This is a genomic window from Kurthia senegalensis (assembly GCF_000285595.1).
GTDB lineage: Bacteria > Bacillota > Bacilli > Bacillales_A > Planococcaceae > Kurthia > Kurthia senegalensis.
The window spans coordinates 272515-287612 of record NZ_HE611064.1 but is presented as its reverse complement, the minus strand read 5'-3'; the positions used below and the strand labels follow the sequence as shown (position 1 = coordinate 287612).

General features: G+C 37.3%; 17 protein-coding genes. 14 read left to right on the top strand and 3 right to left on the bottom strand.

Features of this window, described 5'->3' with window-relative positions; all coding sequences use genetic code 11:
* Positions 1-136 precede the first annotated feature (136 nt).
* Genes KSHG_RS18215 through coaW form a run of 3 tightly spaced genes read left to right on the top strand, consistent with a single transcriptional unit; the run spans position 137 to position 2586 of the window.
* Positions 137-280: a hypothetical protein gene (locus KSHG_RS18215; RefSeq protein ID WP_010300963.1), complete on the top strand. Its 144-nt coding sequence runs from the start codon at positions 137-139 to the stop codon at positions 278-280.
* Entirely contained in the window at positions 268-1689 is a 1422-nt protein-coding gene (locus tag KSHG_RS15880; protein ID WP_010300961.1) for an amidohydrolase, read from the top strand. The genes KSHG_RS18215 and KSHG_RS15880 overlap by 13 nt, the downstream gene beginning before the upstream one ends.
* 57 nt (positions 1690-1746) lie before the next feature.
* Complete coding sequence (coaW, locus tag KSHG_RS01805) at positions 1747-2586, top strand: type II pantothenate kinase (RefSeq protein WP_010300958.1); 840 nt, start codon at positions 1747-1749, stop codon at positions 2584-2586.
* A gap of 34 nt (positions 2587-2620) precedes the next feature.
* Here the strand turns inward: coaW and KSHG_RS01800 are convergent, their stop codons facing one another.
* Entirely contained in the window at positions 2621-3016 is a 396-nt protein-coding gene (locus KSHG_RS01800) for an RNase H family protein (RefSeq protein WP_010300955.1), read from the bottom strand.
* A 138-nt stretch (positions 3017-3154) separates the two neighbouring features.
* Here KSHG_RS01800 and KSHG_RS01795 point away from each other — a divergent pair, with 138 nt between their 5' ends.
* The 3 genes from KSHG_RS01795 to KSHG_RS01785 all read left to right on the top strand — a co-directional run bounded on the left by KSHG_RS01795 (position 3155) and on the right by KSHG_RS01785 (position 6469).
* The gene (locus KSHG_RS01795; protein WP_010300949.1) at positions 3155-3361 is read left to right on the top strand and encodes a zinc-finger domain-containing protein; all 207 of its coding nucleotides are present in this window, start codon (positions 3155-3157) and stop codon (positions 3359-3361) included.
* Between the two features lie 197 nt (positions 3362-3558).
* Positions 3559-4923 carry an aspartate kinase gene (locus tag KSHG_RS01790; protein ID WP_010300945.1) on the top strand — a complete coding sequence of 455 codons (1365 nt, stop codon included), beginning with the start codon at positions 3559-3561 and terminating at the stop codon, positions 4921-4923.
* Between the two features lie 199 nt (positions 4924-5122).
* On the top strand, positions 5123-6469 hold the full coding sequence (locus tag KSHG_RS01785; RefSeq protein ID WP_010300941.1) for a hemolysin family protein: 1347 nt from the start codon (positions 5123-5125) through the stop codon (positions 6467-6469).
* Between the two features lie 74 nt (positions 6470-6543).
* On the opposite strand, the gene KSHG_RS01780 is transcribed toward KSHG_RS01785, so the two are convergent.
* Complete coding sequence (locus KSHG_RS01780; protein ID WP_010300939.1) at positions 6544-6750, bottom strand: cold-shock protein; 207 nt, start codon at positions 6748-6750, stop codon at positions 6544-6546.
* 172 nt (positions 6751-6922) lie between these two features.
* On the opposite strand from KSHG_RS01780, the gene KSHG_RS01775 reads away from it, so the two are divergent.
* The 4 genes from KSHG_RS01775 (at position 6923) to KSHG_RS01760 (ending at position 12366) form a co-directional block, all read left to right on the top strand.
* Entirely contained in the window at positions 6923-8602 is a 1680-nt protein-coding gene (locus KSHG_RS01775; RefSeq protein WP_010300936.1) for a formate--tetrahydrofolate ligase, read from the top strand.
* Between the two features lie 120 nt (positions 8603-8722).
* Positions 8723-9352 carry an HD domain-containing protein gene (locus KSHG_RS01770; protein WP_010300932.1) on the top strand — a complete coding sequence of 210 codons (630 nt, stop codon included), beginning with the start codon at positions 8723-8725 and terminating at the stop codon, positions 9350-9352.
* Positions 9349-11235 (top strand): ABC-F family ATP-binding cassette domain-containing protein, encoded by a 1887-nt coding sequence (locus KSHG_RS01765; protein WP_010300930.1) that lies wholly within the window; start codon positions 9349-9351, stop codon positions 11233-11235. Before KSHG_RS01770 ends, KSHG_RS01765 begins: the two co-directional genes overlap by 4 nt.
* A gap of 15 nt (positions 11236-11250) precedes the next feature.
* Positions 11251-12366 (top strand): conserved virulence factor C family protein, encoded by a 1116-nt coding sequence (locus KSHG_RS01760; protein ID WP_010300927.1) that lies wholly within the window; start codon positions 11251-11253, stop codon positions 12364-12366.
* Positions 12367-12773: 407 nt separating this feature from the next.
* Here the strand turns inward: KSHG_RS01760 and KSHG_RS01750 are convergent, their stop codons facing one another.
* Entirely contained in the window at positions 12774-12995 is a 222-nt protein-coding gene (locus KSHG_RS01750; RefSeq protein ID WP_010300923.1) for a hypothetical protein, read from the bottom strand.
* 126 nt (positions 12996-13121) lie between these two features.
* On the opposite strand from KSHG_RS01750, the gene KSHG_RS18210 reads away from it, so the two are divergent.
* The 4 genes from KSHG_RS18210 to KSHG_RS18455 all read left to right on the top strand — a co-directional run.
* Positions 13122-13265, top strand: coding sequence for a hypothetical protein (locus KSHG_RS18210; RefSeq protein ID WP_154646867.1), 144 nt, complete (start codon positions 13122-13124; stop codon positions 13263-13265).
* A gap of 63 nt (positions 13266-13328) precedes the next feature.
* Complete coding sequence (locus tag KSHG_RS01740; protein WP_010300920.1) at positions 13329-13523, top strand: hypothetical protein; 195 nt, start codon at positions 13329-13331, stop codon at positions 13521-13523.
* A gap of 165 nt (positions 13524-13688) precedes the next feature.
* Positions 13689-14249 carry a GNAT family N-acetyltransferase gene (locus KSHG_RS01735; protein ID WP_010300918.1) on the top strand — a complete coding sequence of 187 codons (561 nt, stop codon included), beginning with the start codon at positions 13689-13691 and terminating at the stop codon, positions 14247-14249.
* Between the two features lie 419 nt (positions 14250-14668).
* On the top strand, positions 14669-15098 hold a 430-nt coding region (locus tag KSHG_RS18455; RefSeq protein ID WP_010300916.1), incomplete at its 3' end, for a hypothetical protein.

Genomic DNA, 15098 nt, shown 5'->3' with positions numbered 1-15098 from the left:
CCGTTCAAGCAGTTAAATTGTTTCGTTATTATCGTATCGTAAATAGACGTATTTAGACAATGAAAAAACACATTTTCGAGATAATTTCCAATATCTGATATACTATTGGCAATTTAAACGGTAGGGTGGTTAGAATATGGAACTATGGACAGGCGGGACAATTTATACGATGAGAGAGGAAGGGGAAACCGTTGAAGCGGTACTCGTTAACGATGGGAAAATTATAGCGGTAGGAACGAAAGCACAACTAGAAAAAAAGCACGACATGTGCACGATTTAAAGGGTGCTACGATGTACCCCGGTTTTGTAGATAGTCATATTCATTTAGTTGGCTACGGTGAATTATTATCGAAAGCTGTCGCCTCTCATTGTACGACAGTTGAACAATTTAAAGATGTTATTAAAAAAGAAGCGACAAAATTGTCCGGAAAAGAATGGCTATTCGTCGATTTATGGGATGAAAATCAACTAGATCGACTTCCAACGTTGTCTGAACTAGATGCATTGTATGGAGGCCCGATGGTATTGAGGCGTGTATGTCGACACGTTTGTTTGACGAACCATACGGGTTTAGCTGCTATTGGCATAACAGCTTCTAATTCGGTAGAGGATGAGCAAGTCGGGCATGATGAAACAGGACAACTTAACGGTCTTTTATATGAAAATAAAAACGATCTGCTCGTAAATGAAGCGACAAAAAATGTAACGGATGAGCAACTCGTCCAATATGTAGAAAATGCGATTCAGCACTTAACGGCTTCGGGTATTACGGGTGTTCATTCAGAAGATCTCGGCTATTTTGGACAATATACGAAGTCTTTACAAGCATATAAAAAAGTTATTGGAGAAGAAAAGCCATTTCGTGCCCACCTACTTCGAAATCATCGTGTATTTCAACAGATGATGGAAGACGGTGCGTCAGTAGATGGAAAATATATAGAATTTGGTGCAATGAAGTTGTTTGCAGACGGGTCGTTTGGAGGCAATACAGCTTGGCTTAAAGAAGCATATGTTGGCACACAAACGACAGGCATTGCGCTACATACAGATGAACAGTTTGCACAGTGGCTACAGCTTGCGAGAAAATACGACAGTGGCATCGCAGTTCATGCAATTGGAGATGCTGCAGTAGATCAATTCATTCGACATCTCGAACGAGTACCACCAGTAGCGATGCGAGATCGTTATATTCACGGGAGTTTATGCTCTACCGAACAAATGAAAGCACTAAAAAAACTGCATGTCATCGTCGATGCGCAGCCGGCATTTTTATTGTCGGACATGCCATGGCTTCAAGAAAAGTTAGGGAAACGTGAGGCACGACTATATCCTTGGAAAACATTTTTAAATGAGGGCTTAGTGTTAGGTGCAGGAACGGATGCCCCGATTGAGAGCATCTCACCTTTTGAAACGATTTGGGCGGGTGTGACGAGAAAGAAACCTTCTTCTCAAGTCGTTTTTGATGCCTCAGAACGTTTAACGCGTTATGAAATGGTGCATATGTATACGGTAGGTAGTGCTTATACAGGAAATCAGGAATTGTACCGAGGAAAAATTCAAAAAGATTTTGATGCCGATTTCACAATTGTAGATACCGATTTGCTGTGCTGTGAAGAAGCAGCTATTTTAAAGGCAAATGTTTTGCAAACAGTAATAGACGGCAAAGTTGTGTACGATTCATCGCTTTAAGTTGCGAAAAAACGTATTTTTCATTAAAGTGGTTAAGGTATATAAAAGGAGATTATTATGGTAAAGACAATTGGGATAGATGCAGGTGGCACTTTAACAAAGGTAGCTTATATGAAAGAAGATGGAACGATTTCATTGCAACATTTTCCATCGACGAAATTAGAAGAAGTGGCAGCTTTCATTAATAGCCATTCGACAATTGAAACGTTAGGCATGACAGGTGGCCGCACAGAGCAGTTGAATAATTTATTAGATGAGCGATTTAAGCTTTGTTTTATCGTTGAATTTGAAGCGACATTAAAAGGTGTTACGACGCAATTACACACACAAGATCGCCCTATTTCAAAAGGTATTATTACGAACATCGGCTCAGGAACATCGATTCATTATAAAGATGAATCGATGTTTAAACGTGTCGGTGGAACAGGTGTAGGTGGCGGAACGCTCATGGGACTTAGCGGGATTATGACAAATGAATATTCCTTTGAAGCAATTGCGAATTTAGCGCAAAATGGTAAGCGTCATCAAATTGATTTGTTAGTAGCCGATATTTTCGAAGGAATGGAAGTTCCGAAACCACTTAATCCCGAATTAACTGCAAGTAATTTTGGAAAAGTAGGATTGAAAGAACCAGAACAATTTAGAAAAGAAGATTTGATTGCGACGACAATGGGCTTAGTAGGAGAAGTCGTTTCAACATTAAGCGTACAATACGCTGAACAATATGACGTGGAAAATATCGTTTATATTGGTACGACGCTACTAAATAATCCTATTTTAAAAGAAATTATTCAAAGCTATACGGAAATGAAGAAGAAAAAAGCTGTTTTTTTAGAGGATAATGGATTTAGCGGTGCGATTGGTGCACTTAGTTATGCTGAAGAGCAGTCGAAATAAAGAAACCGTTCGATTTTAAAATCGAACGGTTTTTTTATTTCGTTTTTTGTTTTTGAATAGCTTGTCGTGCCAGCGTATCAGCTGCTCTATTTTCGTGATCTGAAATCCATTTTGTGAAAAATAAAGGAACCGTATCGATGATTTCTAATGCTTCTTGAAGAAGTAATTGAAAGCTTTCTTTTTTTACGTAACGTTTTTCAATAGAAGAAAGCACAATTTTTGAATCGGATTTTAAAGAGACGAGTTGTGGATTCAAAAGCTGAATTTCTTTCAAAGCACGTACTAAAGCGATGAATTCAGCATGATGATTGTCTGTCAAACCAATCGGTTCACTAATTTTAATGAGATGCCCTTCCCCTTTAATGAAAATGCCGATTCCAGATGGTCCGGGGTTTCCAGCACTCGCTCCATCAATAAATACTTCTAACATGAACAACTGACACATCCTTCCGAGAACTGATACTTGCATCATAGCATAGGACAGAGTAAAATTTGAACAATGCGGAATGCAATCTGCTAAAATAGATCGTTCATACTTGAAAGATCTCGAAAGAAATTGAGGTGTTTTTTGCTAAATCATCAACAAATCGTCGGTGAGATTGATGCGACAAATGAGAAGTATTGCGAAGGCTGTTTCGTAAAAGCACAATTACGTAAAGACAGAGGAAAGCAAGCAGCACATCAGTTTTGTATTGAGACGTGTACGGTTGGGGAACAATTGCGCTTTTTAGGGCAAGAGTTATTAAAAGTATATGATAAACCAACACGTAAATAGTTGTGTGCGCATACGGTCGTTTGAATAAAAAAATAGAGGAGGTGTCCTACAGGATACCTCCTTTCATTACAAATTAAATAAAAAACTCATTTTTCTGAAAAATTTAACTTAAAACCATTGACGATTAAAACTTGCTTTTGTACACTGAGAAAAAACAGTTGTTTATTGTAAAAATACAGATGATAGGATTTGATGACATGAAAGTATGTAAATTCGGTGGCACATCCGTTGCAAGTGCTGAGCAAATAAAAAAAGTAGCAAATATTGTGAAGGAAGATCCAGAGCGTCGTTTCGTCGTCGTCTCAGCTCCAGGAAAACGCTCAGCTGATGATATCAAAGTAACCGATTTACTCATTGATTTAGCACAAACAGTTAGTGCAGGACAATCATATGAAGAGAAAATTCGGAATGTTGTGAATCGTTATGAGGACAATGCGAAAGGGCTTGGGTTAAGTCACGAAATTTGCGACGTCATCGAAGCCGATTTACGTCGCCGCTGCGAAGAAGACGCGGCAGTTTCTGCACAGTATGCGATGGACAGTTTGAAAGCGAGCGGAGAAGACAACAATGCAAAAATGATTGCTGCTTACTTTAATCACATCGGAATTCGTGCGAAATATGTCAATCCGAAAGACGGCCTTCTCGTTTGCCAACCACCAGAACGTACGATGGCACTTCCAGAAGCATATGAAAAATTAAGTTATTTAAAAAACTCGGAAGAAATTATCGTTTTCCCAGGTTTTTTTGGTTATACGACAGAAGGGGTACTTAGAACATTTGACCGCGGAGGCTCGGACATTACAGGTGCTATTTTAGCTGCGGCTGTGCAAGCAGATCTTTATGAAAATTTTACAGACGTTGATTGTGTCTTTAGTGCAAATCCTAAAGTAGTCAATGAACCAGCGGAAATTACAGAAATTACGTATCGAGAAATGCGTGAACTATCGTATGCAGGGTTTTCAGTTTTTCATGACGAAGCATTAATGCCCGTTTTTAAATTGAAAATTCCTGTTACGATAAAAAATACGAATAACCCATCTGCTCCGGGAACAAAAATTGTCGCTGAAAGTACAGAGAAACGTCGCCCAGTGACAGGCATTTCAGCTGATTCGGGTTTTTCAATTTTATATGTAAGTAAATATTTAATGAACCGTGAAATAGGTTTTGGTCGAAAATTGCTTCAAATTTTAGAAGAAGACGGGATTTCATATGAACATACACCTTCGGGGTTAGATGATATCTCGGTTATTATTCGTAGTCATCAATTAACAGAGGAGAATGAACGACGTATTTTGCAGCGTGTGACAGAAGAGTTACATGCAGACGATGTACATTTTCGTCATGGCTTTTCACTTATTGTCGTCGTTGGGGAAGGGATGAATAATAATACGGGCTTAGCGGCAAAAGCAGCAAGTGCGATTTCTGAAACGGGTGCGAATATTGAAATGATTAATCAAGGGTCTTCGGAAGTTTCATTAGCTTTTGGTGTGCAACAACAATATGAAGATGTTATTTTGAAATCGTTATATAATGCTTTTTTTCAGCCGGCACATAGTTTATAAGTGACGAGTAGACCATGTTTCTTTTTGCATAAGAATTGTCGGTAGTGCTATGAAAAATAATGTTTTAAGTAGAAAATTTAGTTTTGATATAGTTATAAATTGCATTCGATAGGGGAAATTGATTAAAATTAGTTTATAACATTACAGGAGGTGAATTCTTTATCGTGTAGTGAGAGGCACGAAGCGATAAAGAACTTATTTGGACGGAGAAATATTTTGGAAACTAATTTTATTTGCATTTTTGATTGCCGCAACAGCATTTTTCGTAGCGACAGAATTTGCGATTGTCAAAGTACGTACGACGAGAATCGATCAATTGGTTGCAGACGGTAACAAAAACGCAGTCAAAGCAAAACATGTCATCACACATTTAGACGAATACTTATCGGCTTGTCAGCTCGGTATTACAATTACAGCATTAGGCCTTGGTTGGATTGGTGAGCCGACAGTTGAAAAATTATTGCATCCCGTTTTTGAAGCAATCGGTGTGACAGGAAGCATTGCGACCGTTATATCATTTATTATTGCTTTCTCACTCGTCACGTATTTACACGTTGTCGTTGGTGAGCTAGCGCCTAAAACATTGGCGATTCAAAAATCTGAAATGGTAACACTAGCATTCGCAGGACCGCTAATGTTATTTTATAAAATTATGTACTTCCCGATTCGCTTATTGAATGGGTCGGCACGTCTTTTAACAAAAATGTTTGGATTACAAATGATGTCTGAAAATGAAGAAGTTCATAGTGAAGAAGAACTTCGTATGATCGTAGCGGATAGTTTTAAAGGGGGGGAAATTAACCCTGCAGAATTTAACTACGTAAACCGTATTTTTGAATTTGATGATCGTGTAGCGAAAGAGGTCATGGTTCCACGTACGGAAATTGTGAGTTTTGAAAAAGATTTGACTTTAAATGAAGTATTCAAAATGATTGATGTAGAACAATACACACGTTATCCTGTGACAGACGGAGATAAAGACCACGTTTTAGGATTCGTTAATATGAAACAATTGTTAACCGAAATGATTCGGGATGAAAATAGCGGGGAAAAAACCGTTGAAGAATATGTACAACCCGTCATTCAAGTCATCGAAACGATTCCAATTGGTGAGTTACTCGTTAAGTTTCAAGCGAAAAGAATTCACATCGCCATTTTATTAGATGAGTACGGTGGCACGTCAGGACTTGTGACAATCGAAGATATTATCGAGGAAATTGTTGGTGAAATTCGAGATGAGTTCGATGCAGATGAATTGCCAGAAAAACATCAATTTGATAAAAATCATTTCAGCGTGAGTGGGAAGCTTTTGATTTCAGAAGTGAATGATTTAACAGGGATGATTTTAGATGATGAAGATATAGACACGATTGGTGGGTGGTTTATGGCACAACGTGGTGATGTCGTTGAAAATGATACGGTGGAAGAGCAAGGATTCCGTTTTACTGCGACAGAAGTTAATAACCATCAAATTGTAAGAATTGATTTACAACGATTAGAAGAACAACAAATTAATTTAGAAAAAGCAGAGAAGGAAGAAGCGTAATCTTATTCTCTTCGCTTAAATAAAAAAGGAAGGCATATGCCTTCCTTTTTTATTATGTGAAAAATGATGATTATTTATTCTATAAGTAATATGACATTCGCTGCTTGACTGCCACGATTGCCTTCCACAATATCAAATTGAACGCGTTGTCCTTCATTCAATGTACGAAACCCATCTGCAACAATTCCGGTAAAGTGTACGAAAATATCTTCACCTTGAGCCGACTCGATAAAACCATATCCTTTACTACCGTCAAACCATTTTACTGTACCTTCGTGCATATGTGTTCCCTCCGTCGTTCGTTTTAATTTGAAGACATTGTTAATGAGCAAACTATAGCACGGTTTTCTTTTTATTGTCAATTATCAGACAAATCGAGAGATACATTGAAGTTCCATTTTTTTTATAGTATCGTTATGATATAAAATCAAGAAACAGAGAGGGAGTTACAACATGTCAAGCGTTACAACACCATTGTCTGATTTAGAAATTGCGAATAAAGCGACGCTACAACCAATTGGAGCGATTGCAGCTGAAGCAGGAATTCCCGAAGATGCATTAGAACTTTACGGGAAATATAAAGCGAAAATTGACGTCACACAATTGAAAGACAAAGAAGCAAATGCGAAAGTTGTACTAGTAACAGCGATTAATCCGACACCGGCAGGAGAAGGAAAATCGACTGTAACAGTTGGCTTATCAGATGCACTCCATCAATTAGAACAAAACGTGGTCGTTGCTTTACGTGAACCATCTTTAGGACCTGTAATGGGAATTAAAGGCGGTGCAACAGGTGGTGGTTATGCACAAGTTGTACCAATGAGTGATATTAACTTGCATTTTACAGGGGATTTACACGCGATTACAACAGCGAATAATGCGTTAGCTGCTTTAATTGACAACCATATTCACCGTGGAAACGAATTGAATATTGATCCACGTCGTATTTTATGGAAACGCGTATTAGATATGAATGATCGTTCGTTACGCCACGTCGTTGTCGGTCTTGGTGGCCCAGCACAAGGTGTACCACGTGAAGATGGCTTTGATATTACCGTTGCTTCTGAAATTATGGCAGTATTCTGTTTAGCGACAGACTATACAGACTTGAAAAAACGACTAGGTGACATTGTCATCGGATATACATACGAGAAACAACCCGTATTTGTCCGTGATTTGAAAGTACAAGGCGCCCTAACATTATTATTAAAAGATGCTTTTAAACCGAACTTAGTACAAACGTTAGAAGGGACACCAGCGATTATTCACGGTGGACCATTTGCAAATATTGCACACGGTTGTAACTCGGTACAAGCGACACAAACAGCTCGTAAATTAGCTGATATTGTCGTGACAGAAGCGGGATTTGGTGCGGATTTAGGTGCTGAAAAATTCATGGATATTAAAGCGGTACAAGCTGGATTTAAACCGAATGCTGTCGTGATTGTTGCGACAGCACGTGCTTTAAAAATGCACGGTGGGGTTGATAAAGCACAATTGAAAGAAGAAAATGCGGCGGCGATTTCAATCGGTATGGCGAATTTGGCGAAACATATTGAAACGGTCCGTACATTTGGCGTTGAGCCCATCGTTGCACTGAATCGTTTCATTACAGATACGGAAGAGGAATTAGCCGTTATTACAACTTGGTGCCAAGAAAATGACGTAAAAATGGCATTAACGAACGTTTGGGAACAAGGTGGTAAAGGCGGTTTAGAACTAGGGAAAGCGGTATTAGAAGTATTAGAGGAAGAAAACAACTTCAAACCGATGTATGAACTAGATGAATCAATCGAAGAGAAAGTACAAGCGATTGTGACGAAAGTATATGGTGGAGCTGGTGTACAATTCACAGACCAAGCACGCAAACAATTAGCGGAAATTGAACGATTTGGCTGGGATAAAATGCCGGTTTGTATGGCGAAAACACAATATTCTTTAACGGATCAACCGAAACAACTAGGTCGCCCAGAAGGATTCACGATTACTGTTCGTGAAGTAATTCCAAAATTAGGTGCGCAATTTATCGTTTGCCTTACAGGTGATATTATGACGATGCCAGGATTACCGAAAGAACCAGCAGCACTTCGTATGGACATTGATGAAGATGGCAATGCGGTTGGTTTATTCTAAAAAGAAGATGTTACAGCTTTAGGAAATTCATCGTAAAAAAAGAAAGAATTACTCATTTTTTGGGTAGTTCTTTTTTTGTTTTAAGCGTCGTCATGTATAATGAACGTATGAGGTGATCGTATGAATGCGGTAGAGCAATGTGCAATAAGAGTGAAAGATATTTATAACACATTTGACGGAAGTCACGATTTCTTACATATTGAACGTGTATTAGCGAATGCACGACAAATTTTAAAAACGGAAGTAGATGCGAATCAACTTGTCATTGAATTAGCCGTTTTATTACACGATGTGAGTGATCCGAAATATAGTCAAGATAAACAACAAGAGCAAACGATTTTAAATGAACTGCCAATTACAGAAGAAGAACGAGTAGCAGTTAAGCAAACGATTGCTGCGGTATCGTATCGTGGAGGGCATGAATTAGAAGCGACGACAATCGAAATGAAAATTGTTCGAGATGCAGACCGCTTAGATGCGATTGGTGCAATCGGTATTGCACGTGCTTTCACTTTCGGTGGTGCGAAAGATCGTCCTTTATATGACGATGTACTAAACGTCCAATCGTACGAAGATGAAGCAGCGTATCGCCAAGCAAAAGGTGGCACAATTACACATTTTTATGAAAAATTACTCCATTTAAAAGAATTAATGACGACTTCAGAAGGACGCAAAATTGCTGAAGGACGACATGCATTTATGTTACAATTTTTAGACCAATTTAAGCAGGAAAGAGAAGGACAATTATGAGCCATTTAATCGTATCAAATTTTACAAAAACCGTCGGAGATAAGACGTTATTTAATCAGATTGGATTTACTTTAGTAGAAGGGGAACGTGCGGGGCTGATTGGTATTAACGGTACAGGGAAATCGACTTTAATGGCGATTTTAGCAGGAGAATTAGAAACGGATTCGATTGAACTCGATCATCCTAAAAATTATCGTGTGGCCTACTTACCGCAAAATCCTGTTTTTGAAGAAGGCATTACCGTACTTCAAGCAGTATTTATGAGTCAATCACCGGTTATTTTATTGAATCGCTCGTATGAAGAAACACTTCGTCTATTGAATGAAGACCCAATGAATGAAACATTGCAACAACGTTTGTTCCAACTACAACAACGTATGGATACGGAAAACGGATGGGACATTAATGCGTTAGCGAAAACAGCTTTAACGAAGCTAGGAATTACGGAGTTTGACACGATTGTCAATTCGATGTCAGGTGGTCAACAAAAACGTGTGGCGTTAGCGAAAACATTAATTGAACCGGCAGATTTATATTTATTTGATGAACCGACGAACCATTTAGATGTAGAATCAACAGAATGGCTAACGGATATGGTTAATCGCTTAAAAGGCGCAGCAATCATTATTACGCATGATCGTTATTTCCTTGATAATACGTCGACACAAATTTTAGAATTAGCGAACCAACAGCTTTACAAGCATAATGGGAATTATGGTGCGTATTTAGAAGCGAGAGCGATTCGTGAAGAAATGCAAGAGGCAACAGATGCTAAAAACCGAAATCGCTACCGTGCAGAGCTAAAATGGATTCGTCGTGGTGCACAAGCGCGTTCAACGAAACAAAAAGCACGTATCCAACGATTCGAAACGTTGTCAGACACGCTTCAAAAAGATAATTCAAACACAGATTTAGATATGAATCTTGCGACGACACGTCTCGGTAAAAAAGTTATTGAAGGCATTCAAGTTTCAAAGAGCTTTGGCGACAAGCACCTTATTCAAAAATTTGATTTCTTGTTACAACAAGGGGATCGAATTGGTATAATCGGACCTAATGGTGCAGGGAAATCGACGCTTATTAATATGTTAGCTGGAATTTTGCAACCGGATTCTGGTGAGTTGGACGTCGGCTCAACGGTTAAAATCGCTCACTTCACACAACATTTACCTGAAATGGACAGCAGCCAACGAATGATTGAATACATTCGTGAAACAGCGAATGACATTAAAGATGCAAATGGCGAACATTTTTCTGCCGCAGCGATGTTAGAACGTTTTTTATTCCCAATGCATTCACACGGTGCGCAAATTGGTAAACTTTCAGGTGGCGAAAAGAAACGTCTTCATTTATTGAAATTGTTAATGGAACAACCGAACGTACTTTTATTAGATGAACCGACGAACGATTTAGATATCGAGACACTCGGTGTACTGGAAGATTTTATCGAACATTTCACAGGTGTTGTCGTTACGATTTCCCATGACCGTTTCTTCTTAGATCGTATTGCGACAAAACTTTGGGTGTTAGACGGTCTAGGAAATGTAGAAGAGTCATTAGATGTGTATACCGATTTTTTAGCGAAAAAAGAAATGGAAAAACACGAAGCGCCAAAAGTCGAAAAAGCTGAAAAAGTAAAAGAAAAAACGACGCAATCGACGAAAAAGAAATTGAGCTTTAAAGAACAAAAAGAGTGGAAAGAAATTGAACAAACAATCGAAAAAGTGGAAACGGAAATTATGGAACATGAAGAAGCTATTTCAAAAGCAGGTTCAGATTTTACAGCACTTCAAAAATTAACGCTTGAATTAGATGAGTTGAATGAACAATATGAATTACTCATTGAACGCTATGATTATTTAAGTACGATTGTTAACGGATAAGAGGGGGAGAAAATTATGCAAATTAAATCAATTGAACCGACACCAAGTCCTAATACGATGAAAGTTATTTTAGACCAAGAATTAGCTTTTGGTACAGCACATAATTACAATGAAAAAAATATTTCTTCTGCACCAGAGGAAATCCAAACGATTATGCAAATTGAAGGCGTAAAAGGTGTGTATCACGTAGCAGACTTTTTAGCGGTGGAGCGCAATGCGAAGTTTGACTGGAAAGGAATTTTAAGTGCTGTTCGTGCAGCTTTCGGTGAAGAGACAGAGAAACATGATACGCAACAAGCCTCTGTTGATCCATTCGGTGAGGCATACGTTCACGTCCAAATGTATAAAGGAATTCCACTACAAGTGAAAGTGTTCGATCAACTAGAACAAAAACGTGTCGGCCTGTCGAAACGCTTTAACGATGCGTTGAATATTGCAATGCGCAATGATGAAAACTATATTTTACAACGCAAATGGGTAGACTACGGTATTCGATACGGTGATAAAGAAGAAATTGGTCAAGCGGTCGCACAAGAAATTGAAGCGGCATTTACAGACAATCGTTTATTAGAAATTGTCGCTGCATCACAAGAAAATAAAGCCGTTCCATCTGATAAACAACCGGTTACAGTAGAACAATTCCAAGTAGATGATTGGGAAGTTCGTTTCCAATTACTCGATCAAATTCCGGATCCGACAATTGAAGATTTACCACTTTTAGCATTAGCACTTCGCGATGAGAAAATTTCGATTCGACGTCTTGCAACAGTTTACCTAGGTATGATTGAAGACGTACAAGTCGTTCCATATTTAACGGAAGCATTACAAGATAAATCAGCTTCTGTTCGTCGTACAGCGGGCGACTGTATGAGTGATTTAAGTTTCGTTGAATTTGAGAAACCTATGCAACTCGCATTAAAAGATCGCAATAAACTAGTTCGTTGGCGTGCAGCGATGTTCCTTTATGAAACAGGTACGGAAGATTCAATTCCAAGTTTGAAAGAAGCACAAGAAGATAAAGAATTTGAAGTGAAACTGCAAGTAGAAATGGCTTTAGAACGTATTACGCAAGGTGAAGATGCGAAAGGTTCTATGTGGCGTCAAATGACGGAAATGCGTCAAAATAAATAAATAGAAAGAGCTTAAACGAATGTTTGAGCTCTTTTTTTATTTCATTAATCTAAAATACCTAATAAAAGGCCTTTTTTTCAATTGTTTGAAATAGTAAAAAAGGTGTATACTTACTAAGTGATTATGAATTAAATAAAGTAGGTGTGCAAATGATTTGTGGAGTTTGTCATTGTAAAAAAGAAAAATTTTAACGACTCAAACGTTTTATTATGGATCTTGTCAACTCGTGATTGGAGATATTCCAGCGAGTGTTTGCGAGTGTGGTATACATATGTCAAAATCAATTGAACAAGAAATTGATGTGTTTTTAAAAGAAAAACCAGCACTTACGACAGCATTTGAAGCTGTTTCATACAATTGTTTATAAATAAAAGACATGTCGTTCAATAAGCGACATGTCTTTTTATTTATAAAGAAAACTCATCTAATGCACGTTTATTTTTAAGTGGTGCTTTTTCTTGTTGTTCAGGTGTGTTTTTCAATTGTCGTATCGCATAGTAGCCCGTGAAAACAGCGAGGCATACGAAGCTAATTTTAATAAAAAGGCTAGTAATCGGAGCAAATACAGTCATAAGTACGAGTGAAATACTAAGAATAATAAATAATAGTGCTGTGTTTTGATCTTTCATTAAGAAGCCCCCTTTAATTATGGATATAAGTAAATTATTCACAGTTTTCAAAGAAATTAAACCTATGAATAACTAGGTGTTGCTTTTTATATGGGGGGTATAACTACAAAAAAGGGGGACTACTTCATGAATTTGGAACATAAATGGTTACAATACCTTGTGGGAGGACTTATTCTTATGATGCTAGCTCTAGCCGTTTGTATCGTACCGAAAAGTATGTATCATTATTCAATGATAGAAGGCGTGGAGAAATTACACGATCGACAATGAAATGAGGCTAATAAACAATTTACGAAGGCGAATCGGATTTCTCAAACGAAGGAATCTCATAATTTGTCTGTGTATGCAAATAAGATGAGATTACGAGAAGATATGAAAAATTTAACGCTGCGCTACGAAGGTAAATTAAATCAACCGAGTGCAATTGAGCGAGAGTCGAGAGCGTTAATTACACGCTATGAGTCCGTAAAAGAAATCCGTTTTTTAACAGAAAAAGCACGTGCTATTTTATCTGATTCTATGCATTAAATAGTTGAATTGTGTATAAAAAATCAAAAATTATATTTAAAGTAGAAAATAGTGTGTATAATAGTAATTGAGATATATAAGTTTTTTCGTTTATGAAAATGAAAACGTGGATTTATTCAAATACATGTTAAGCGAAAGGTTTGGTTGAATAAGGAGGTAGATTTTATGGTAGAAGTGAAACTTCGGTCTTTGTGTGTACAATATGCAGAAGTGATGGCACAACATATTTCAGTACCAGCTATACGAAATGCGCTCGCATTATCAGAAGAACAATGTAGTGTGAAGGCAATGATACAATTCATTCGTGTGATGACAATCGAAGAAATGGAAGACCGTTTTTATTCTCGTCTTATTTTGAATGAAAAAGATGAATTTATCGGAGTGATTTCATTAAAAAATATTAATGAAGTGACGAAGAGCTGTCATATTAGTACGTGGATTGCAGAAGAACACTGGGGGAAGGGCTACAATCAACTCGCTAAAATAGCGATGCTTGAATTTGCTTTTCACACGTTACAGTTAACGAATGTTTTTGCTGGAGCACGTATCGAAAATATTCGATCACGGCAGTCACAAAGACATTTACCGTACATGTCTTTACGTGTTGAAAAAGAATTTCCAAATGAACTTCGGCAGCTTGAACTTTTAGAACAATCAGCATGTATTTTAAACGTTGTGCGTAAAGAAAACTTCATGCTATGGCAATCAAGTCAAATTGCTGGATAAGTATACGCAAGAGCGTATGCTTTTTTCGTGAATGTATTATGAAACTTATACTTATATAATTATTTATCCGCTGAAAAAAATCATTATAACTAATGATGGTGTAAAATATAATAGTTATATAGGAGTACATAACTGTGAAAAAACAATTAATTATCTACAACTTTTTAATTCGTAATTCATAATGTAAGAGCCAAATGACGTTTTAAAAAGTAAAAAACAGTAAAAAAAGACATAAAAATAAGATGATAAAACAATTGATTTTATACTTTTTTAAGATGGAGGTGACGAAAGATATAATTATGAAGATTCCGGATAATTTTTTATGATACCGGTTGCATAATACTAAAAAACTATGATATTGTAAATTGAAATCAAGTATTTTTATACATTAGGAATCAACGATTGTTGGGGGAATATATATGCATTCAACGAAAGAATTATTAGACAAACATATTAAAAACAAAAGAATTAAACGTTTTTCAAGTCTACGTGAAGTGCCCTCACCAACAGTGAAAATTGGCGACCGCCAAGCTGTGAATGAGGAACTTCAAAAGGCATTAGATGTCTTTGAATTAATGAAAGATAAAGAAGTAGCACAACAAAATGAAATTGACCATTTTGCTGATGCCATTGCCGTTTACGAATTATACATAAACCAAATGCTCGTTATTATGGATAGTCAAAACAATCCATGGGATTACACGAACCAAGAAATTGAAGAATTAGTGGAAAGTGTTTCACTTCTATACCGTCATTTTGATTCGATCGTTCGTAAAAAAATTATTCCAATGGTAGTATGCGTTCTTAACCGTTTATGGTTAAGAGTAGCTCTTAATACTTTTATAACAC

Excerpts from the sequence above, each read along its gene's own strand:
- KSHG_RS18215 (WP_010300963.1), top strand. The coding sequence starts at position 137 with ATGGAACTATGGACAGGCGGGACAATTTATACGATGAGAGAGGAAGGG.
- coaW (WP_010300958.1), top strand. The coding sequence starts at position 1,747 with ATGGTAAAGACAATTGGGATAGATGCAGGTGGCACTTTAACAAAGGTA.
- KSHG_RS01800 (WP_010300955.1), bottom strand. The coding sequence starts at position 3,016 with ATGTTAGAAGTATTTATTGATGGAGCGAGTGCTGGAAACCCCGGACCA.
- KSHG_RS01790 (WP_010300945.1), top strand. The coding sequence starts at position 3,559 with ATGAAAGTATGTAAATTCGGTGGCACATCCGTTGCAAGTGCTGAGCAA.
- KSHG_RS01780 (WP_010300939.1), bottom strand. The coding sequence starts at position 6,750 with ATGCACGAAGGTACAGTAAAATGGTTTGACGGTAGTAAAGGATATGGT.
- KSHG_RS01775 (WP_010300936.1), top strand. The coding sequence starts at position 6,923 with ATGTCAAGCGTTACAACACCATTGTCTGATTTAGAAATTGCGAATAAA.
- KSHG_RS01770 (WP_010300932.1), top strand. The coding sequence starts at position 8,723 with ATGAATGCGGTAGAGCAATGTGCAATAAGAGTGAAAGATATTTATAAC.
- KSHG_RS01765 (WP_010300930.1), top strand. The coding sequence starts at position 9,349 with ATGAGCCATTTAATCGTATCAAATTTTACAAAAACCGTCGGAGATAAG.
- KSHG_RS01760 (WP_010300927.1), top strand. The coding sequence starts at position 11,251 with ATGCAAATTAAATCAATTGAACCGACACCAAGTCCTAATACGATGAAA.
- KSHG_RS01750 (WP_010300923.1), bottom strand. The coding sequence starts at position 12,995 with ATGAAAGATCAAAACACAGCACTATTATTTATTATTCTTAGTATTTCA.
- KSHG_RS18210 (WP_154646867.1), top strand. The coding sequence starts at position 13,122 with ATGAATTTGGAACATAAATGGTTACAATACCTTGTGGGAGGACTTATT.
- KSHG_RS01735 (WP_010300918.1), top strand. The coding sequence starts at position 13,689 with ATGGTAGAAGTGAAACTTCGGTCTTTGTGTGTACAATATGCAGAAGTG.